Source organism: Roseovarius salinarum, assembly GCF_002834145.1.
Taxonomy (GTDB): domain Bacteria; phylum Pseudomonadota; class Alphaproteobacteria; order Rhodobacterales; family Rhodobacteraceae; genus Roseovarius; species Roseovarius salinarum.
Genome location: NZ_PHNT01000006.1, coordinates 145520 through 162604, shown reverse-complemented (window position 1 = coordinate 162604; position 17085 = coordinate 145520). Strand labels below are relative to the sequence as shown.

The following is a 17085-nucleotide window of genomic DNA, read 5'->3' as shown; positions in this document are numbered from 1 at the left end:
TCACGCGCGCCCCCCGGGCGCCGGCCGCGCCGCGCGGCCGGCAGCGCCCGCCGGCGCGGCGTCCACTCGGGCGAGCATGGACATCCCGGCGCCTCCGGTTCAGTCCTCGCCGGCGGTCTCTGCGGAGGCGGCCGCGGCCTTCTCGGCCTTCTCGGCGGCGCGTTCCTGCGCCTTCTTGCCCGGCGTGCCCTTGTTGGGGTTGTTGCGCTGGGTCTTTTCGCGCAGGCCGGCGGCCTCGAGCATCCGCGCGATCCGCTCGGTGGGCTGCGCGCCCTGGTCCAGCCAGTACTGCACGCGCTCGGTGTTCATCTTCACGCGGTCCTCGCTGTCCTTGGGCAGCAGCGGGTTGTAGGTGCCGAGGCGCTCGATGAAGCGGCCGTCGCGGGGCATGCGCCCGTCGGCGGCGACGATCCGGTAGAAGGGGCGTTTCTTGGAGCCGCCGCGAGCGAGGCGGATTTTCATGGCCATTGTCGTTTCTCCTTTTTCGAATGGCGTGGGACGGTGCGTGGTGTCACGCAGCCTACGAGTGATGCCGTTTGTGGTGCTGAATGACCTCGGCGATGATGAAGTTCAGGAACTTCTTGGCGAACTCGGGGTCCAGGTCGGCCCGGTCCGCCAGGTCTTCGAGCCGCGCGATCTGGGCCGCCTCGCGGTCCGGATCGGACGGGGGAAGGTCGTGTTCGGCCTTGAGCCGGCCGACCGCCTGGGTGTGCTTGAAGCGCTCGCCCAGTGTATAGACGAGGATCGCGTCGAGCCGGTCGATGCTCTCGCGGTGCTCACTGAGCAACTGGGCGGCGCGGGCGGCGTGATCAGTCAACGGGAAACCCCTTCGGCCTGAAAAGCGGATCGCAGTAGTGGCTGATCTCCAGCTCGATGCCGTCGCGGAGCTGGCCGGATTTCAACTGCTCCGGCGCGGGGTGGCGGTAGACCGCGTCGTGGCCGTCGATGCTCTGGGCCTGCTTGTCCTTGACGCAGCCAAGCCGTTCGGCCAGCCGGATGGAATCGAGATCCTTGGGGTCAAGATAGCTGACCGCGCTTTCCCAGCCGAGCGTATCGTAAAGGTAGCCACGCACGGCGTGCGTGGCCTCCAGCGCATAGCCGTGGCCGGCCTTCTCGGGCCAGATGATCCAGGCGATCTCGCGCTCCGGCCAGGCGGCGGGGAACCAGCCGCCGGCCATGCCGTAGGTTTCGTCGGTGTCCTTGTCGTGGATCATCCACATGCCGAAGCCGCGGATATGCCAGTGACCGATCTCGGCGGCGTAGAGCATCCAGGTCTCGTACTTGTTCAGCGGCCCGCCCATGAACCGCGAGCGGTATGAGGCGAAGGTCGCCTTGAAGTTGGGATAGTCCTCGGGCTCGGGGCCCCGCAGGCGCAGGCGTCGCGTTTCGAGGACGGGGATGTTGCGGGCGGGCATGTCAGGCGGCCTCCGGTGCAAGCCGCGGGGCCAGGGGCCCCCGGCGGGAATATTTCGGGCAGGATGACCCCATGTCGATCACTTCTTCTTGCGGCCCAGTCCCGACAGGCCGGACGGGATCTGCGATCCGCCGCCCAGGCCCGGCAGGCCGCCGCCGGGCGCCTTGCCGGCGCCGGCGCCCATCTGCTTGGCCGCCTGCTCCAGCGCCTTGGGATCCATTTGCGACGGGTCCATGCCGGCGGGCATGCCGCCGCCCTTGCCGAACATGCCGGCCATGGCCTGCTTGAGCATGCCGCCCTTGCCCTGCTTGCCCATCTTCTTCATCACGTCGGCCATCTGCCGGTGCATCTTGAGCAGCTTGTTGAGGTCGCTGACCTCCTGCCCCGCGCCCTTGGCGATGCGCTTCTTGCGGCTGGCCTGCAGGATCTTGGGGTTCGCGCGCTCCTTCTTCGTCATCGACTGGATCAGCGCGATCTGGTGGGTGATGACACGGTCGTCGAAGCCCGCCTCCTGCACCTGCTTGGCCATCTTGCCCATGCCGGGCATCATGCCCATGAGCCCTTCCATGCCGCCCATCTTCTGCATCTGCTCGAGCTGCATGCGCAGGTCGTTCATGTTGAACTGACCCTTGGTCATGCGCCGCATCATGCGCTCGGCCTGCTCGGCCTCGATCGTCTCCTGCGCCTTCTCGACCAGCGCCACGATGTCGCCCATCCCGAGGATCCGGCCGGCGATGCGCTCGGGCTCGAAGGTTTCCAGCGCGTCCATCTTCTCGCCCAGGCCGACGAACTTGATGGGCTTGCCGGTGATCGCGCGCATCGACAGCGCCGCGCCGCCGCGGCCGTCGCCGTCCATCCGGGTCAGCACGACGCCGGTCACGCCGATCTTGTCGTCGAATTCCTGCGCGACGTTCACGGCGTCCTGCCCTGTGAGCCCGTCGACCACCAGCAGCGTTTCACGCGGCTGCACCGCGTCGCGCACCTCCGCCGCCTGCCGGATCAGTTCCTGGTCGATGTGCAGGCGGCCCGCGGTATCGAGCATGTAGACGTCGTAGCCGCCGAGGCTGGCCTGTGTCCTGGCGCGCTTGGCGATGGTCACCGGGTCCTCGCCCTTCACGATGGGCAGGGTGTCCACGCCGATCTGTGTGCCCAGCACCTGCAACTGTTCCATCGCCGCGGGGCGGTTCACGTCGAGCGAGGCCATCAGCACGCGCTTGCCATCACGGTCCTTGAGGCGCTTGGCCAGCTTGGCGGTGGTCGTCGTCTTGCCCGACCCCTGCAGGCCCACCATAAGCACCGGCGCCGGCGCGTTGTCGATCTTCAGCTCGCCCGGCTCGCCCTCGCCCGAGAGCGTCTCGACCAGCGCGTCGTGGACGATCTTGACCACCTGCTGGCCCGGCGTCACGGACTTCGTCACGGCCTGGCCGGTGGCCTCCTTCTGGACCTTCTTGACGAAATCGCGGGCCACGGGCAGCGACACGTCGGCCTCCAGCAGGGCGGTGCGTACCTCGCGCAGGGCGGTGCGCACGTCCTCCTCGCTCAGCGACCCCTGCTTGGTCAGCCGGTCGAGGACGCCGGAAAGACGCTCGGAGAGGTTTTCGAACATTCGGTCGGCCTCCTTCGTGCCGGTCGTTCGCCATCCTGCCCCACAGATGGGGCCGCCCGTTCAAACCACAAGCGCCCCGGAAGCGCCTCAAACGCCGCGCGCCCCCACGGGCGCAACGCGCTGGTGGGGGGCGATCCCGGGCCATGTGCCCATGGGACCGGAAGCGTGGTCGGACTTCCGGAAGAATTTGGATGCCAACTAGCCAGCCGCCGCGGCGGAGTCAAGCCTCGGTCGAGACGCCCAGCCAGCCGTTGACCAGCTCCGCGAGCCGCTCGGCACGCTCCCCGCTGGCATAGCTTTTCAGGAACGGCTTGGTCTCGTCGCCGAACCGCAGGACCATCCGGTGCGTCCGGTTGCTGCCGCCGTGGTCGGTCTCGACCTCCGCGCCTCGCAGGTCGTCCAGCGCATGTTCTTCCTGGCCGTACCCGAAGATGGTGCGCCGGCGGATCGTGACGGTGCCCGCCTGCCGGTCGAGAACCATCTGGGTGCGACGCACGAATCCCCAGAAGAACGGCAGCATGAACAGCCCGCCCGCGACGATCATGCCGATGCCGAAGCCGGTCAACGCGGTCTCGGTGATCACCTTGATGCCACCCCACACGGGCACCAGCAGGAACCCCAGCAGGATCACCGCGATCAGCCACGGCTTGTTGTCGACGACAAGCAGGTCGTCGGTATGATGCGTCACCTTCATGGCGACCGTTCTGCACGGGCGTGTGCCGGGTGTCAAAGCCCGGTGCGGGGCGGCCCGGGCCACCCGGGCCGCCCGCCGGTCAGGCGGCAAGTTCGTCGATGCGCGCCCCGGCGCGGGCCATCGCGGCCGCCTCGTCCACCATCAGCGCGTCGGCGGCGACGAAGCTGACATCCTCGATCCCCATGAACCCGAGGATGTGGCGAAGGTAGCCCGTCGCGTGGTCGATCGGCGCCCCCACCGGCGTGCCGCCCGAGGCCATGGCGACGATGGCGCGCTTGCCGGCCAGAAGCCCCTCCGGCCCCTCGGCAGTGTAGCGGAAGGTCACCCCGGCGCGGGCCACCTGGTCGATCCAGGCCTTCAGCGCGGCGGGCACCCCGAAATTGTAGACCGGCAACCCGATCACGACCGTATCGGCCGCCCGCAACTCCGCGACAAGGGCGTCGGACTCTCCGAGCGCCGCGCGCTGCGCCGCGGTGCGGTCGGCCTCCGGCGTGAAATTGGCCGCAACCCATGCTTCGGTGATCTGGGGCACCGGGCTTTCGGCCAGGTCTCGATGGATCACCCGCGCATCGGGCAGGGCCGCGACGATGCGGGTGGCAAGATCCCGGGTGACGGAGCCCTGGCGGCGGGCCGAGGCATCGATCCTGAGAACGGTCTGGGTCATCTGTGCATCTCCTGCTGGCTGGTCAGACGTATCGCCAGCCAAGATGAGATGTGCACCAAGAAACTCAATAAATTAAATCGAACACCTGTTGCGCCCTGGCGCACATTATCCGCGCACCAAACGCGCGCGCCGAAGCACACGACCACACTGTTTCACAGCCGGATCTCGAAACCCGGCGCCTCATCCACCGCCTCGACAGGATCGAGTTCCACCTGCGTCACGGCGGCGGCGGCCGGCCCCTCGTAGAGCAGGTCGGTCATCTGCTGCACGCGGTCGGAGGGGCCGCGGAACACCGCCTCGACGGCGCCGTCATCGGTGTTGCGCACCCAGCCGCCCAGCCCGAGCCCCTCGGCGGTGGCCTGCGTCCAGGCCCGGAAGGACACGCCCTGCACCTGGCCGGTCACCCGTGCATGCACGGCACTGGTCTGTTCACTCATGGCATCCTCCTTGCTCGTTACCCGGAAAGATAAGCACCGGCGCGTGCGGCTCAAGGCGTTCGCCGCGACACCGCGCCCCGACACGCGAATTGCCCTTGTCTCGGTGCGCCACATTTGCCCAACTGCGCGCATGCCGGAACGGAAGGGGCCGAGGCCATGGAAAACTGGGACGAGGTGCGCACCGCCTACCAGGTGGCGCGCGTGGGCACCGTCAGCGGAGCGGCCGAGGTGCTGGGCGTGCATCACGCCACCGTCATCCGGCACATCGACGCGCTCGAGGACCGGCTCGGCGTCAAGCTGTTCCAGCGTCACGCGCGCGGCTACACCCCGACCGAGGCCGGGCAGGACCTGCTGCGCGTGGCGCAGGCCACCGACGACCAGTTCCATCAGCTCGCCGGGCGCATCCGCGGGCGCGGCAACGCCGTCTCGGGCGAACTCGTGGTCACCTCGATCGCCGGGCTCAGCCACCTGCTGGTCCCGGCCCTGGCCGATTTCCAGGCCGATTACCCCGACATCATCGTGCGTTACCTGACGGGCGACCGGCTGTTTCGCCTCGAATACGGCGAAGCCCATGTCGCCGTGCGCGCCGGTCCTGCGCCCGAGCAACCCGACAACGTCGTGCAACCCTTCCTGACCCGGCGGATCGCGCTTTACGCGAGCGAAGGCTACGCCGCCCGGCACGGCATTCCGGGCGGTCCGGCAGACTACCCCGGCCACCGCTTCGTCGGCACCGACGACCAACAGTCGCGCGCGCCCTTCGCCCGCTGGATGCACGAGAACGTGCCCCGCGACCGTGTCGTGTTCCGCAGCAGCGACGGCCACGCCCGCCGCCGCGCCATCGCCGAGGGGGCGGGCATCGGCTTCGTCGCCACGCTGCAGGCGAACGCGATGGGCGGGCTGGTCGAGGTGCACCCCCCGCGCGAGGAATGGGGCGCGCCGCTCTGGCTGGTCACCCACATGGATCTGCATCGCACCTCGAAGGTGCAGGCATTCCTGTCATTCCTGAAGACACGGGCGAAGGACTGGGAGCCGGGCTGAGCGCGGCGCCCTACTCGGGCGGCGCCGGGCGTTCCTGCGCGGCCGGCCCCAGCTGTTCGGCCAGGAACCGCTCGAAGGCATCCAGGTGGACCGGCTCGAACTGGCCGAACCCCTGCATCCAGACGCTTGCCGCCCGCAGCGCCCCGGGGTCGAGCCTGCACCACTTCACGCGCCCGCGCTGTTCCTGCGTGATCAGCCCCGCACGCGTGAGGATGCCGAGATGCTTGGAAATGGCGGCCAGCGACATGTCGAATGGTTCGGCCACATCCGTCACGGCCATGTCGTCCTCCAGCAGCATCGACAGGATCGCCCGGCGGGTCGGATCGGCAAGTGCCGCGAAAACGGTGTCGAGGGCGTCGGCCATGCCCTGCGCATACGCGCGCCCCGCGCCACGGTCAACCGCGCGGTTGAACATGGGGCGCGGTCGCGTTGGCGCTAACGGCGCCCGCGACAAAAACAGGCGCGCGCCCGGCCGCGCCCGAAAACTGTTATATTTCATATGGTTGCAAGGCCCATCGCGCCGGCCGCGGCGCGCTTGACTCGAACCCCGCCTGCGCATAGCAAAACGGCAACCGTTTCTGGGGGCCAAAGGCGTGACCGATCCCGAAGACGACGATCGTCTCGCGCGGCTGGACGAAAGGATCGCCGCCGCCAAGGCGCAGCACGCCACGGCGGGCAAGGCCCACCAGGAAGAGCATTACAGCCAGGCGCAGCTTGCCTGGCGGATGGTGATCGAACTCGTGGCCGGTCTCTTGATCGGCTTCGGCATGGGGTACGGGCTGGACAGCCTGCTTGGCACGCTGCCGGTGTTCCTCGTGCTGTTCACGTTTCTGGGCTTCGCGGCGGGCATCAAGACGATGATGCGCAGCGCGCAGGAGATCCAGAAGCAGCAGGAAGCGGCCACCGCGGCCGAGGAAGACGCCCCCGGCGACGGGGAAGACGAAAGGGCAAGGAATGGCGACTGAAGCGCAGGGTGCCGAAGGCGGCGGGATGGAATTCCACCCCATGGACCAGTTCATCGTGACGCCCCTGTTCGGGGACGGTCCGGTGGGCATGTTCACGATCACCAACGTCACGCTCTGGATGGCGCTGACCGTGATCGCGGTCGTCGCACTTCTGGTGCTGGGCACCTCGAAGCGCGCGACGGTGCCGGGCCACATGCAATCGGTGGCCGAGCTCGCCTACGGCTTCGTCTACAAGATGGTCGAGGATGTCGCCGGCAAGGACGGCGTCAAGTTCTTCCCCTACATCATGACGCTGTTCCTGTTCATCGTCTTCGCCAACTTCCTCGGGCTCGTTCCGACGGCCTTCACCGTGACCAGCCACATCGCCGTGACCGGCGTGCTTGCGCTGATGGTCTTCCTGACCGTCACCGTTCTGGGCTTCGTCAAGAACGGCGCCAAGTTCCTCGAACTGTTCTGGGTGTCCAGCGCGCCGCTGGCACTGCGCCCGGTGCTGGCCGTGATCGAGCTGATCTCGTACTTCGTGCGGCCCGTCAGCCACTCCGTGCGTCTGATGGGCAACATGATGGCCGGCCATGCCGTGATGAAGGTGTTCGCCGGCTTCAGCCAGGTCGCCGTCATCGCGCCGGTGTCCATCCTGGCCGTCACGGCCATGTACGGGCTCGAGGTGCTCGTGGCCTTCATCCAGGCCTATGTCTTCACCATTCTGACCTGCGTGTACCTGAAGGACGCGCTGCACCCCTCGCACTGAGGCCGGTCGGAACCGCAAACCATCAGCCAGTTCCAACGTAAGGAGAAATCGAAATGGAAGGCGATATCGCACAACTGGGTCAATACATCGGTGCCGGCCTCGCGGGCATCGGTTCGGGTGCCGCGGCCATCGGTGTCGGCCACGTGGCCGGCAACTTCCTGGCAGGCGCGCTGCGCAACCCCTCGGCCGCCGGCGGCCAGACCGCGACCCTTTTCATCGGCATCGCATTCGCCGAAGCGCTCGGGATCTTCTCGTTCCTCGTCGCGCTTCTGCTGATGTTCGCCGTCTGAGCCTTTTCGGAACTTGATCCTTACGGCCGGGCGGGGGCATCATCGCACCCGCCCGGTGTAATCGGAAGTTCCCAAGGAGGACGCCGCAATGGCAGAAGAAACCAACGCCGCGACGGGCGGGGCCGCCGACGCGGCGCGAGGCGCGGCCGACGCGGCCCAGGGCCCGGGCATGCCCCAGCTCGATTTCTCGACCTACGCCAACCAGATCTTCTGGCTGCTGGTCACACTCGTCGTGCTGTACTTCGTGCTGTCGCGCATCGCGCTGCCGCGCATCGCGGCCATCCTGGCCGAGCGCAAGGGCACGATCACCAATGACCTGGCCGCGGCCGAAGACCTGAAGGCCAAGGCAGCCGAGGCCGAGGAGGCCTACAACAAGGCGCTGGCCGACGCCCGGGCCGAGGCGCACAAGATCATCGCCGACGCCAAGGCCGAGATCCAGGCCGATCTGGACGAGGCGACCGAGAAGGCCGATGCCGAGATCGCGGCCAAGGCAGCCGAATCCGAGAAGCGGATCGAGGAGATCCGCGCCAGCGCCATGGAAAGCGTCAAGGAAGTCGCGCGCGACACCGCTCAGGAGGTCGTTTCGGCGCTTGGCTTCAAGGCCGACGAGAAGGCCGTGACCGACGCCGTGGACAAGAGGCTGAAGGGATGACACCGATGCGCACACTCGCAACCCTGACGGCGACGGTCGCCGCCACGCCGGCGCTGGCGGCATCCGGTCCGTTCTTCTCTCTGGAGAACACGGATTTCGTCGTGCTTCTGGCCTTCATCCTGTTCATCGCCGTGCTTGTCTACTTCCGCGTGCCGACGCGTCTGGGCGGGATGCTCGACAAGCGCGCGCAGGGCATCCGGTCCGAGCTCGACGAGGCCCGCGCGCTGCGCGAGGAGGCCCAGAGCCTGCTGGCCAGTTACGAACGCAAGCAGAAGGACGTGCAGGCGCAGTCCGAACGCATCATCGCCCATGCCAAGGAGGAGGCCGCCGCCTCCGCCGAGCAGGCCAAGGAAGACCTCAAGCAGACCATCGCGCGACGGATGCAGGCCGCCGAGGAACAGATCGCCTCGGCCGAGGCGAACGCCGTGAAGGAAGTGCGCGACGAGGCAGTCAATGTCGCCGTGGCCGCGGCGCGCGACGTCATCGCCAAGCAGATGACCGCCACCGAGGGCAACAAGCTTATCGACGCGTCGATCGACGAAGTCGAGTCCAAGCTGCACTGACGCGGCACACGTTCCGCGTCCGTCGTGATACATGACCCCGGGCCGCGCGGCCCGGGGTCATTCATGCTTGCCGGGCCGCCTGCGCGCCGCGCAGGCCTCAGACCCACTTCGCCAAGGGTGGCAGGCTCATCAGAACCGCATTGGCGTCATGGCCGGTGGCCAGGCCGAATTTCGTGCCGCGGTCATAGACGAGGTTGTATTCGGCATAGAGGCCGCGGTGTATGAGCTGCGTGTCGCGGTCCGCGTCCGTCCAGCTCTGCCCCCGCCGTTTCTCGACCAGCGGCAGGAACGCGGGCAGGAACGCCCGGCCGATATCCTGCGTCAGCGCGAAGTCGGCCTCCCAGTCGCCGGTGTTGTGGTCGTCCATGAAGATGCCGCCGACGCCCCGGGCGCGGTGCCGGTGCGGGATATAGAAATACTCGTCCGCCCAGGCCTTCAGCCGCGGGTAGTGCTCGGTCCCGTGCGGGTCGAGGTGCGCCTTCTGCATCGCGTGGAAATGCGCGGTATCATCTTCGTATTCGATGCAGGGGTTCAGGTCGGACCCGCCGCCGAACCACCAGGCGTGCGGTGTCCAGAACATGCGCGTGTTCATGTGAACGGCCGGCACGTGGGGGTTCTGCATGTGCGCCACCAGGCTGATTCCGCTGGCCCAGAAGCTCGGGTCGCTGTCCATCCCCGGCACGCCGCGGGCGGCCATCGCCTGTTGCGCCGCGTCGCCAAGCTGGCCGTAGACCTCGGAGACGTTGACCCCGACCTTCTCGAACACGCGGCCGCCGCGCATCACGCTCATCAGCCCGCCCCCGGCGTCGCTGCCGTCGTCGCTTTGGCGCGTCGTCTCGCTGACCTCGAAGCGCCCTGGTGCCTGCTCCGACAGCGGGCCGGTCGCGTGGTCGTCCTCGACCCGCTCGAAGGCGGCCACGATCTCGTCCCGCAGGGCGCGGAACCAGGCCGCGGCGCGGCGTCTTTCCTCGACAAGCTGCTCGCTCACTCGCATCCTCCCTTGGCTGGCCATCCGCTTGGGCCGCGGGGCGGCACGGCCTTCAATGCGCCGGCGCCGCGACCGGGTCAAGCAGGGTGCGCCCCCCGTCCACCGTCATGATCTGGCCCGTCATGAACCCCGCGCTGTCGCACGACAGGTATTGCACCGCCTCCGCCAGTTCCGTGGGCGAGGCGATGCGCCCCAGCGGCGTGTGCTCCTCTATGTCGGACCGGTAGGAACGGTTGGTCTTGAGCGTGTCCTTGAGGCTGGCGGACATCACCGAGCCAAAGGCGACCGCGTTCACCCGGATCCGCCGGGGGGCCAGCGCGACCGCCAGGCTGCGCGTCATCTGGTCAAGCGCCGCCGACGACACCGAATAGGCCAGGAGATCGGGGTGGGTGCGCCGCGCCGCGATCGAGGACAGGTTGACGATCGTGCCCGCGCACGCCGTCTCGATCCCCTCGGCCTGCTTTATCATCCGCTTCGCGACCAACTGGCTCATGCGCAGGGAGGTGAGCAGGTTCTGCTGAAGCAGCATCTCCACGCCGTCGTCGTTCGGGCTGAGCGGATCTGAGGCGACGACCTGTCGCGAGCCGTTGACCAGGATGTCGACCTGGTCGAAGGCGTCGATGGTCGCGGACAGCAGGTTCGCCTGCGTCAGGTGCTCGCGCAGGTCTCCGGCGAAATAGCGGATGTTGGGGCCATCCACCTTGTCGCCCAGTTCCTTCTCGAGCCGCGCCTCGTCGATGTCCGCGAACATGACGTTGGCGCCCTGGTCCACGAAGTGCCGGCCGATGGCCAGCCCGATCCCGTTCGCGCCACCGGTCACGATGGCGGTCTTGCCGGATATGGAGAAAGGCATCTGTGGGTTCCTCGTGATGCGGCTGAGTTTCGATTCGGCCGACCCCGCAGACTAGGCCAATTCACCCGCGGGTGCGAGAGCGTCCGCGCGACGGACGCACACCCCGCAGGACCTTGAACCGCGAATTGCCGGCCGATTCCGTCGTGCCGGGAAACAGCGCGGTCATGGCGGCCTCATAGGGCAGGTGCCGGTTGGCGACGACCCAGAGCGTGCCGCCGGGCCGCAGCATCCCGGCCGCGGCGGCGATGAAGGTCTTGCCGATTTCGGGATCGGCCCCGCGCTGCTTGTGAAACGGGGGGTTCGTGATCACCGTGTCGAGCGGCGCGTCGGGACGCCAGCGCGTCGCATCCTCCCAATGGAAGCGCGCGCGCGCGTCCAGCACGTTGCGCCGGGCGCAGTCCAGCGCCGCGTGCTCCGCCTCGACCAGATGCAGCACCTCCACCTCCGGGCGGCCCTCCAGCACCCGTGACGAAAGATACCCCCAGCCGGCGCCAAGGTCCGCGATGCGCGCGCCCAGCCGCCTGGGCAGGCTGTCGGCCAGCAACCGCGACGCCGGATCGATCCCGTCGGCCGAGAAGACGCCGGGCCGGGTATGGAAGCCGTCCACGACCGTCCCGGCCTCGTCGGGCAACCAGTCAACGAACGCCCCGGCGTCGGCGGCAAACCAGAACAGCTTGCCATGCGCCTTCGAAACCGGCCCTTCGACATCCACGCGGCGGCGGCAGTCGCGCAGCACCGATTCGATCCCCAGCGTCTTGGGCCCGTCCACGATCACCGGCCCGTCCGTGTCGGCCGCGGCCCGCGCCACCAGCGCCCGCGCCTGATCCTTGGCGCGCGGCAGGCACACGAGCGCCGCAGCATACCGCCCCTCGGGCCGGACGCTGCAGGCATAGCCCAGCGCGGCGAAATGATCGTGATCCGGACGAAAGCCGCTGATCACGTGGCACAGTTCGCGGGGAAGCGGCGACAGATCGGTTTCGGTCGTCGGCGCGAAAACGGCAATGCGCCCGTCCTCGGGCAGCGCAGGACCGCCTTGGCCGAGCGCCTGGGCCAGGCGGGATCCGGTCACGGGCGGATTACTCTTTTTCCATGGTGCATTGCAGCGGGTGCTGGTGTTGCCGGGCGAAATCCATCACCTGCGCAACCTTGGTCTCGGCGATCTCGTGGCTGAACACGCCCACCACCGCGACACCCTTCTTGTGCACGGTCAGCATGATCTCGAAGGCCTGTGCGTGGCTCATGCCGAAGAAACGCTCCAGCACGGCGACGACGAACTCCATCGGCGTATAGTCGTCGTTCAGCATCAGCACCTTGTAGAGCGGGGGCCGCGCCGTTTTCTTCCGCGTCTCGAGAACGACGGAGGAATCCCCGTCGTCGTCGCTGTTACCGGCCAATTTCAATGGACGTTCAATCATGTCTGACAGGCGATCTCGGCGTGGAATTCCTTGAGGCCGTTATATAATCCCGGAGGGGGTGGAGAAAAGGGGGCATCGGACCCCGCGTCGGGAATACACGCAGCCAAGAACGATCGCGGCGGCCGAAAACGAACGGGCACCCCACAGGGTGCCCGTTTGGGATCGTCCGACGTTGCGGCGTCAGGCAATCATGTTCATGGTGTCACGGTCGTTCGGATCCAGACGCGCGATCATGTTCATCGTGTCGCGGTCGTTGGGATCCAGACGCGCGATCATGTTCATCGTGTCGCGGTCGTTCGGGTCCAGACGCGCGATCATGTTCATGGTGTCGCGGTCATTCGGATCCAGACGCGCGATCATGTTCATCGTGTCACGGTCATTCGGATCCAGACGCGCGATCATGTTCATGGTGTCGCGGTCATTCGGATCCAGCCGCGCGATCATGTTCATGGTGTCGCGGTCGTTGGTGTCCAGGTCGCCTGCGAATGCAGGGGCTGTGGTTGCGGCAACAAGTGCCAGAATGCTGAGTGCGGTACGCATGGTGGACCTCCTTTCGGGTGTCACGAGTTTCCTGTTTTCGGGGCGCGGTGCATGGCGTTTGGCGCCCGTCTGCTAATCACATGGAGCGCGCACGCCGCCTTGAAAACAGCAGTCGCCACGACGTGAAAAGCGCGTCACCGGCGCGCAAGCTGCCGTGACCGGGGGGCAATCCGGCGTGCGCGGCCCCGGGCGGCGCGGCGCCACATTCGCGCCACATTGGCCGGTCTTGCGTGCGCCTGCGCGCGCGTCGCAACATATGGGGAAACAACCTTGCCGTTCGCCACAAAATCGTGCAAATTGAGCGCTTTATTGGACGCGATTGATGTGCTACCGTTCGATGTGTAACCGATAAGCCAGCCAAGAAACCGGCGGCACGAGGCAGGAAAAGGCAGGACACCCGTGAAGGTTCGGCGCAGGCACCCGGCCCGTTGGGCTCCGTTCATCATCGCCGCGGTCTGGATGCTGGTGATCGTACCGCTCAGCGCGGGCGCGGCCCCGTATGCCGCGATGGTGATCGATGCGCGCAACGGCAAGGTCCTGCACGCAGAGAACGCCGACACCCGTCTGCACCCCGCATCCCTGACCAAGATGATGACGCTCTACGTGGTCTTCGAGGCCGTGGAGAACGGCGAGATCGACCTCGACACGCCGGTGACCGTTTCCCGCCACGCGGCGAGTGAACCGCCCAGCAAGCTGGGACTGCGCACCGGGCAGAAGATCCGGCTGCGGTATCTCATCCGGGCCGCTGCGGTGAAATCGGCCAATGACGCGGCCACCGCGCTGGCCGAGGCGATCGAGGGTTCGGAGGCCCGCTTCGCCCGGCGGATGAACCGCACGGCCAAGGCCATGGGCATGACCCGCACCCACTTCAAGAACGCCCACGGGCTGACCGAGGACGGCCACCTGTCCACCGCCCGAGACATGACCGTGCTGGGCCGGCACCTGTTCTACGACTACCCCGACTACTACAACCTGTTCTCGCGCATCTCGACGCATGCCGGCGTTCGCAAGGTCTATCACACGAACCGGCGCCTGCTGCGCAGCTACCGCGGGGCGGATGGCATCAAGACGGGCTATACCCGCGCGGCGGGCTTCAACCTCGTGGCCAGCGCGCGGCGCGGCCGCGAACGCGTGATCGCCACCGTCTTCGGCGGGCGCTCCACCCGCACGCGCAACGCCAAGGTGGCCGAGTTGCTCGATCTCGGGTTCCGCAAGGCGGCGACCCGGGTGGCGGTGCACGCCCCCAAGCGCCCGCCCTACATGGGCCAGGTCAACGACGGCACGCCCGGCGGCGTCGGCAAGGTGGTGCGCCTTCCCGCCGCGGCCGCCGTGCGCAAGAGCCTGCGGCCCGTGGCCCGGCCGCGGCCGGACACACCGCCGGTGGCGATCGCCTCCCGCGAGGATATCGACAAGGTCGTAAAACAGGTGGCAAAGGCCGAGGCCGCGCCGGCGGGGGTCACCCCGGTCGCCCGCCCCGAGACCCTGCACCTGGCCAAGGCCGAGCCCGCCGCACCGGCCGACACGGCGGAGCCTGCCACGGGATCGACCGATGGCAGCACGGAGTCGCGCGTGGTCGAACGGGTCTCGACGTCGAGCGGCCGGCACTGGGGCATCAACATCGGGCGCTACCCCAGCCGCTACAAGGCGCGCCGCGTGCTTCTCGCCACGGCGTTGAGCGAAATGAGCACGCTCGACGGGGCACTGCGCAAGGTCACCGAAAGCGAAGGCGGCTTCGATGCCAATTTCATGGGGCTGACGCGGCAGACCGCCGACCTCGCCTGCAGGCGGCTTCAGGCCAAGCAGGTCACGTGCTTCATGATCGGCCCCGGCGACGACGGCGCCTGACGCCACCCGCGCTCGCTCACGGTTTGGGGTGGTCGTCGTATTCGTCGCTCAGGATACGGCGCGCGTCCCCTTCCGGGTCGTCGTACTGGTTGGATTTCACCGTGTAGACGAAAAAGACAAGGCCCAACCCCCCAAGCAGAAGCGAGATCGGGATCAGATAGGCCAGAACGTTCATGGGGTCACCTCAACCTCAGCGCGTTGAGCGACACGGTAATGGAACTGGCGGACATGGCCAAGGCCGCGATCAGCGGCGTGGCCAGCCCCGCCACCGCGAGCGGCACGGCCACGATGTTGTAGACGGTCGCGATGCGGAAATTCTCACGGATGCGCCGGGTCGCGGCGCGCGCCGTATCACAGGCGGCGGCGATGGGCGACAGATCCCCGCCCAGCAGGACGATGTCGCTGGCCACACGCGCGGCATCCAGCGCGGTCGCGGGCGAGATCGAGACATGCGCCGCCGCCAGCGCCGCCGTGTCGTTCAGCCCGTCGCCCACCATCAGCACGCGGCGGCCCGCGTCCGCCATCTGCTGCACGCGCTTGGCCTTGTCCTCGGGCAGCGCCTCGGCCGCCCACTGGTCGATGCCCAGCTTGCCGGCCAGCGCGCGCACCGCCGGGACCGTGTCGCCCGACATAAGCCAGACGTCCTTGCCCGCGTCGCGCAGCGCCGCGACCGACTCGGCCGCACCATCGCGCAACCGGTCGGTGAAGGTGAAGGGCACCGGCGCGGCGTCACCGAGCTTCAGCCAGGCGGTGGTGTCCGCGCGCGCATCGGCCCCCACCCAGGCGGCGCGTCCAAGCCGCACCTCGCGGCCCTGCCAGGTGCCGCGCGTGCCGTAGCCCGGGACCTCGGTCACGTCCTCGACCCGTGCTGCCACGATGCCCGTGGCGCGCGCGGCTTCGGCCAGCGCGCGACTCAGCGGGTGCGACGACCCTTCGGCCAGCGCGCGGGCGACCGATGCGGCCTCCTGCGGGACCTCGTCCAGGTTCGAGAGTTCGGGCGTGCCGGCCGTCAGCGTCCCGGTCTTGTCGAACACCACGGTGTCCACCTGCGCCAGCCGCTCCAGCGCGGTTTCGTGCTTGATGAGCATGCCGCGACGGAACAGCCGGCCCGAGGCGGCCGTCGTCACCGCCGGCACGGCCAGCCCCAGCGCGCAGGGGCAGGTGATGATCAGAACGGCCGCCGCGATATTGAGGGCCGTGCGCATGTCCCACGTGTAAAGATACCAGCCAACGAAGGCGAGCCCGGCCAGGATATGCACGCCCGGCGCATAGAGCTTGGCCGCCGCGTCAGCAAGCGAGGTGTAGCGCGAGCGCCCCGACTCCGCGATCGCGACCAGGTCGGCCATGCGGTGCAGCGAAGTGTCCGCGCCTACCGCCGTGGCCCGGATCGTCAGCGGGCCTGTCAGGTTGACCTCGCCCGCGCTGACCGCCTGCCCCGGCGCGGCGAAGGCCGGCACGGTCTCGCCCGTCAGCAACGAGCGGTCGATCTCCGAGGTTCCCTCGGTGATTTCGCCGTCAACGGGCATGCGCCCGCCGGGCCGCACGCGCACCAAATCACCCAAAGCCAGGTCGGCCGCGGCGACCTCCCGGGTTTCGCCGTCGTCGGTCACGCGCAGGGCGCGCGGCACCTCGAGCGCGGTCAGTTCCTCGGCCGCCGACCGGGCGATCGCGCGCGTCCGGTGATCGAGGTAGCGCCCCGCCAGCAAAAAGAACGTGAGCGCAAGCGCGGCGTCGAAATACGCGTGCCTGCCCGACAGCGCGGTTTCCCACAGCGAGGTGACGATCGCCAGCACGATGGCCAAGGTGATCGGCACGTCCATGTTGAGCTGCCGGTTCGCCAGCGCCGCCCAGGCGTTGCGGAAGAACGGCTGGCCGGAAAAGGCGATGGCCGGCAACGCGATCGCCGCCGAGATCCAGTGGAACAGGTCGCGCGTCGGCCCCTCGGCCCCCGACCAGACCGAGATCGACAGCAGCATGACGTTCATCGCCGCGAAGCCGGCCACGGCCAGCCGCATCAGCAGATCGCGGCCCGCCGTGTCGGTGGCCGTCGCGTTCAGCGTGCCGGCGTCGAGTTCATGCGCCTCGTAGCCCAGCCCCTCGACAAGCTCTTTCATCTCGCGGGCGGTAACGTGGGGCGCGGCCTCGATGCTGGCGCGCTTGAGCGTCAGGTTCACCCGCGCCGAGGTGACATCGGGGTGGGCGTTCAGCGCCTTCTCGATCCTGGTGATGCAGGCCGAACAGTGGATCGTGGGCAGCGAAAGCGCGATCCGCGCGTCCTGTGCCGCGCGGGCGCTTTCTGCCAATCGCTCGGCCGCAGGGGCGGCGGCGCACGCGGGACAGGCTGACGCGGCGGGACGCGAGGCAACGGTCATC

General features: G+C 68.2%; 22 protein-coding genes. 7 read left to right on the top strand and 15 right to left on the bottom strand.

Annotated features, from left to right (window positions below; translation table 11 throughout):
* Nucleotides 1-99 precede the first annotated feature (99 nt).
* The 7 genes from rpsP to CEF10_RS08075 form a co-directional block, all read right to left on the bottom strand.
* Nucleotides 100-468 (bottom strand): 30S ribosomal protein S16, encoded by a 369-nt coding sequence (gene rpsP / locus CEF10_RS08105; protein WP_101067623.1) that lies wholly within the window; start codon nucleotides 466-468, stop codon nucleotides 100-102.
* Nucleotides 469-520: 52 nt separating this feature from the next.
* The gene (locus CEF10_RS08100; RefSeq protein ID WP_101067622.1) at nucleotides 521-817 is read right to left on the bottom strand and encodes a chorismate mutase; all 297 of its coding nucleotides are present in this window, start codon (nucleotides 815-817) and stop codon (nucleotides 521-523) included.
* Nucleotides 810-1415: a GNAT family N-acetyltransferase gene (locus tag CEF10_RS08095; protein WP_101067621.1), complete on the bottom strand. Its 606-nt coding sequence runs from the start codon at nucleotides 1413-1415 to the stop codon at nucleotides 810-812. The genes CEF10_RS08100 and CEF10_RS08095 overlap by 8 nt, the downstream gene beginning before the upstream one ends.
* 78 nt (nucleotides 1416-1493) lie before the next feature.
* Nucleotides 1494-3020: a signal recognition particle protein gene (gene ffh, locus CEF10_RS08090; RefSeq protein WP_101067620.1), complete on the bottom strand. Its 1527-nt coding sequence runs from the start codon at nucleotides 3018-3020 to the stop codon at nucleotides 1494-1496.
* A gap of 220 nt (nucleotides 3021-3240) precedes the next feature.
* Nucleotides 3241-3714: a hypothetical protein gene (locus tag CEF10_RS08085; protein ID WP_101067619.1), complete on the bottom strand. Its 474-nt coding sequence runs from the start codon at nucleotides 3712-3714 to the stop codon at nucleotides 3241-3243.
* A 79-nt stretch (nucleotides 3715-3793) separates the two neighbouring features.
* On the bottom strand, nucleotides 3794-4378 hold the full coding sequence (locus CEF10_RS08080; RefSeq protein ID WP_101067618.1) for an FMN-dependent NADH-azoreductase: 585 nt from the start codon (nucleotides 4376-4378) through the stop codon (nucleotides 3794-3796).
* Between the two features lie 152 nt (nucleotides 4379-4530).
* On the bottom strand, nucleotides 4531-4815 hold the full coding sequence (locus CEF10_RS08075) for an acylphosphatase (protein WP_101067617.1): 285 nt from the start codon (nucleotides 4813-4815) through the stop codon (nucleotides 4531-4533).
* 156 nt (nucleotides 4816-4971) lie between these two features.
* Between CEF10_RS08075 and CEF10_RS08070 the strand changes: the two genes are divergently transcribed.
* On the top strand, nucleotides 4972-5853 hold the full coding sequence (locus CEF10_RS08070; RefSeq protein ID WP_101067616.1) for a LysR family transcriptional regulator: 882 nt from the start codon (nucleotides 4972-4974) through the stop codon (nucleotides 5851-5853).
* Nucleotides 5854-5863: 10 nt separating this feature from the next.
* Here CEF10_RS08070 and CEF10_RS08065 read toward each other — a convergent pair whose 3' ends face one another.
* Nucleotides 5864-6217, bottom strand: coding sequence for an ArsR/SmtB family transcription factor (locus CEF10_RS08065; RefSeq protein WP_101067641.1), 354 nt, complete (start codon nucleotides 6215-6217; stop codon nucleotides 5864-5866).
* A gap of 229 nt (nucleotides 6218-6446) precedes the next feature.
* On the opposite strand from CEF10_RS08065, the gene CEF10_RS08060 reads away from it, so the two are divergent.
* From CEF10_RS08060 to CEF10_RS08040, 5 genes are all read left to right on the top strand, one after another.
* The gene (locus CEF10_RS08060) at nucleotides 6447-6818 is read left to right on the top strand and encodes an AtpZ/AtpI family protein (protein WP_101067615.1); all 372 of its coding nucleotides are present in this window, start codon (nucleotides 6447-6449) and stop codon (nucleotides 6816-6818) included.
* Nucleotides 6808-7566, top strand: coding sequence for a F0F1 ATP synthase subunit A (locus CEF10_RS08055; RefSeq protein WP_101067614.1), 759 nt, complete (start codon nucleotides 6808-6810; stop codon nucleotides 7564-7566). Before CEF10_RS08060 ends, CEF10_RS08055 begins: the two co-directional genes overlap by 11 nt.
* Nucleotides 7567-7619: 53 nt before the next feature.
* Nucleotides 7620-7856 (top strand): F0F1 ATP synthase subunit C, encoded by a 237-nt coding sequence (locus CEF10_RS08050; protein ID WP_101067613.1) that lies wholly within the window; start codon nucleotides 7620-7622, stop codon nucleotides 7854-7856.
* A gap of 88 nt (nucleotides 7857-7944) precedes the next feature.
* A complete protein-coding gene (locus CEF10_RS08045) occupies nucleotides 7945-8508 on the top strand; it encodes a F0F1 ATP synthase subunit B' (RefSeq protein WP_101067612.1) in 564 nt (187 codons plus the stop codon).
* Nucleotides 8509-8513: 5 nt separating this feature from the next.
* On the top strand, nucleotides 8514-9071 hold the full coding sequence (locus CEF10_RS08040; protein ID WP_101067611.1) for a F0F1 ATP synthase subunit B: 558 nt from the start codon (nucleotides 8514-8516) through the stop codon (nucleotides 9069-9071).
* Nucleotides 9072-9168: 97 nt separating this feature from the next.
* Here CEF10_RS08040 and hemF read toward each other — a convergent pair whose 3' ends face one another.
* The 5 genes from hemF to CEF10_RS08015 form a co-directional block, all read right to left on the bottom strand.
* Nucleotides 9169-10065, bottom strand: a complete 897-nt coding sequence (gene hemF, locus CEF10_RS08035; protein WP_408638434.1) for an oxygen-dependent coproporphyrinogen oxidase — start codon at nucleotides 10063-10065, stop codon at nucleotides 9169-9171.
* 46 nt (nucleotides 10066-10111) lie between these two features.
* Complete coding sequence (locus tag CEF10_RS08030) at nucleotides 10112-10912, bottom strand: SDR family NAD(P)-dependent oxidoreductase (RefSeq protein WP_101067609.1); 801 nt, start codon at nucleotides 10910-10912, stop codon at nucleotides 10112-10114.
* 61 nt (nucleotides 10913-10973) lie between these two features.
* Nucleotides 10974-11981 carry a class I SAM-dependent methyltransferase gene (locus tag CEF10_RS08025; RefSeq protein WP_101067608.1) on the bottom strand — a complete coding sequence of 336 codons (1008 nt, stop codon included), beginning with the start codon at nucleotides 11979-11981 and terminating at the stop codon, nucleotides 10974-10976.
* Between the two features lie 7 nt (nucleotides 11982-11988).
* On the bottom strand, nucleotides 11989-12327 hold the full coding sequence (gene clpS, locus CEF10_RS08020; protein ID WP_101067607.1) for an ATP-dependent Clp protease adapter ClpS: 339 nt from the start codon (nucleotides 12325-12327) through the stop codon (nucleotides 11989-11991).
* 180 nt (nucleotides 12328-12507) lie between these two features.
* Nucleotides 12508-12867 carry a hypothetical protein gene (locus tag CEF10_RS08015; RefSeq protein WP_101067606.1) on the bottom strand — a complete coding sequence of 120 codons (360 nt, stop codon included), beginning with the start codon at nucleotides 12865-12867 and terminating at the stop codon, nucleotides 12508-12510.
* A gap of 459 nt (nucleotides 12868-13326) precedes the next feature.
* Here CEF10_RS08015 and CEF10_RS08010 point away from each other — a divergent pair, with 459 nt between their 5' ends.
* Complete coding sequence (locus CEF10_RS08010; protein WP_101067640.1) at nucleotides 13327-14712, top strand: D-alanyl-D-alanine carboxypeptidase family protein; 1386 nt, start codon at nucleotides 13327-13329, stop codon at nucleotides 14710-14712.
* 16 nt (nucleotides 14713-14728) lie between these two features.
* On the opposite strand, the gene ccoS is transcribed toward CEF10_RS08010, so the two are convergent.
* A complete protein-coding gene (gene ccoS / locus CEF10_RS08005; protein ID WP_101067605.1) occupies nucleotides 14729-14887 on the bottom strand; it encodes a cbb3-type cytochrome oxidase assembly protein CcoS in 159 nt (52 codons plus the stop codon).
* A gap of 4 nt (nucleotides 14888-14891) precedes the next feature.
* Nucleotides 14892-17084, bottom strand: coding sequence for a heavy metal translocating P-type ATPase (locus CEF10_RS08000; protein WP_101067604.1), 2193 nt, complete (start codon nucleotides 17082-17084; stop codon nucleotides 14892-14894).
* Between the last annotated feature and the right edge of the window lies 1 nt (nucleotide 17085).

Bases quoted from the DNA above. Each gene is read 5' to 3' on its own strand.
- CEF10_RS08000 (WP_101067604.1), bottom strand. From the start codon at position 17,084: ATGACCGTTGCCTCGCGTCCCGCCGCGTCAGCCTGTCCCGCGTGCGCC.
- CEF10_RS08045 (WP_101067612.1), top strand. From the start codon at position 7,945: ATGGCAGAAGAAACCAACGCCGCGACGGGCGGGGCCGCCGACGCGGCG.
- clpS (WP_101067607.1), bottom strand. From the start codon at position 12,327: ATGATTGAACGTCCATTGAAATTGGCCGGTAACAGCGACGACGACGGG.
- ffh (WP_101067620.1), bottom strand. From the start codon at position 3,020: ATGTTCGAAAACCTCTCCGAGCGTCTTTCCGGCGTCCTCGACCGGCTG.
- rpsP (WP_101067623.1), bottom strand. From the start codon at position 468: ATGGCCATGAAAATCCGCCTCGCTCGCGGCGGCTCCAAGAAACGCCCC.
- CEF10_RS08010 (WP_101067640.1), top strand. From the start codon at position 13,327: ATGCTGGTGATCGTACCGCTCAGCGCGGGCGCGGCCCCGTATGCCGCG.
- CEF10_RS08040 (WP_101067611.1), top strand. From the start codon at position 8,514: ATGCGCACACTCGCAACCCTGACGGCGACGGTCGCCGCCACGCCGGCG.
- CEF10_RS08075 (WP_101067617.1), bottom strand. From the start codon at position 4,815: ATGAGTGAACAGACCAGTGCCGTGCATGCACGGGTGACCGGCCAGGTG.
- hemF (WP_408638434.1), bottom strand. From the start codon at position 10,065: ATGCGAGTGAGCGAGCAGCTTGTCGAGGAAAGACGCCGCGCCGCGGCC.
- CEF10_RS08070 (WP_101067616.1), top strand. From the start codon at position 4,972: ATGGAAAACTGGGACGAGGTGCGCACCGCCTACCAGGTGGCGCGCGTG.
- CEF10_RS08015 (WP_101067606.1), bottom strand. From the start codon at position 12,867: ATGCGTACCGCACTCAGCATTCTGGCACTTGTTGCCGCAACCACAGCC.
- CEF10_RS08055 (WP_101067614.1), top strand. From the start codon at position 6,808: ATGGCGACTGAAGCGCAGGGTGCCGAAGGCGGCGGGATGGAATTCCAC.
- CEF10_RS08065 (WP_101067641.1), bottom strand. From the start codon at position 6,217: ATGGCCGACGCCCTCGACACCGTTTTCGCGGCACTTGCCGATCCGACC.
- CEF10_RS08080 (WP_101067618.1), bottom strand. From the start codon at position 4,378: ATGACCCAGACCGTTCTCAGGATCGATGCCTCGGCCCGCCGCCAGGGC.
- CEF10_RS08050 (WP_101067613.1), top strand. From the start codon at position 7,620: ATGGAAGGCGATATCGCACAACTGGGTCAATACATCGGTGCCGGCCTC.
- CEF10_RS08085 (WP_101067619.1), bottom strand. From the start codon at position 3,714: ATGAAGGTGACGCATCATACCGACGACCTGCTTGTCGTCGACAACAAG.
- CEF10_RS08095 (WP_101067621.1), bottom strand. From the start codon at position 1,415: ATGCCCGCCCGCAACATCCCCGTCCTCGAAACGCGACGCCTGCGCCTG.
- CEF10_RS08030 (WP_101067609.1), bottom strand. From the start codon at position 10,912: ATGCCTTTCTCCATATCCGGCAAGACCGCCATCGTGACCGGTGGCGCG.
- ccoS (WP_101067605.1), bottom strand. From the start codon at position 14,887: ATGAACGTTCTGGCCTATCTGATCCCGATCTCGCTTCTGCTTGGGGGG.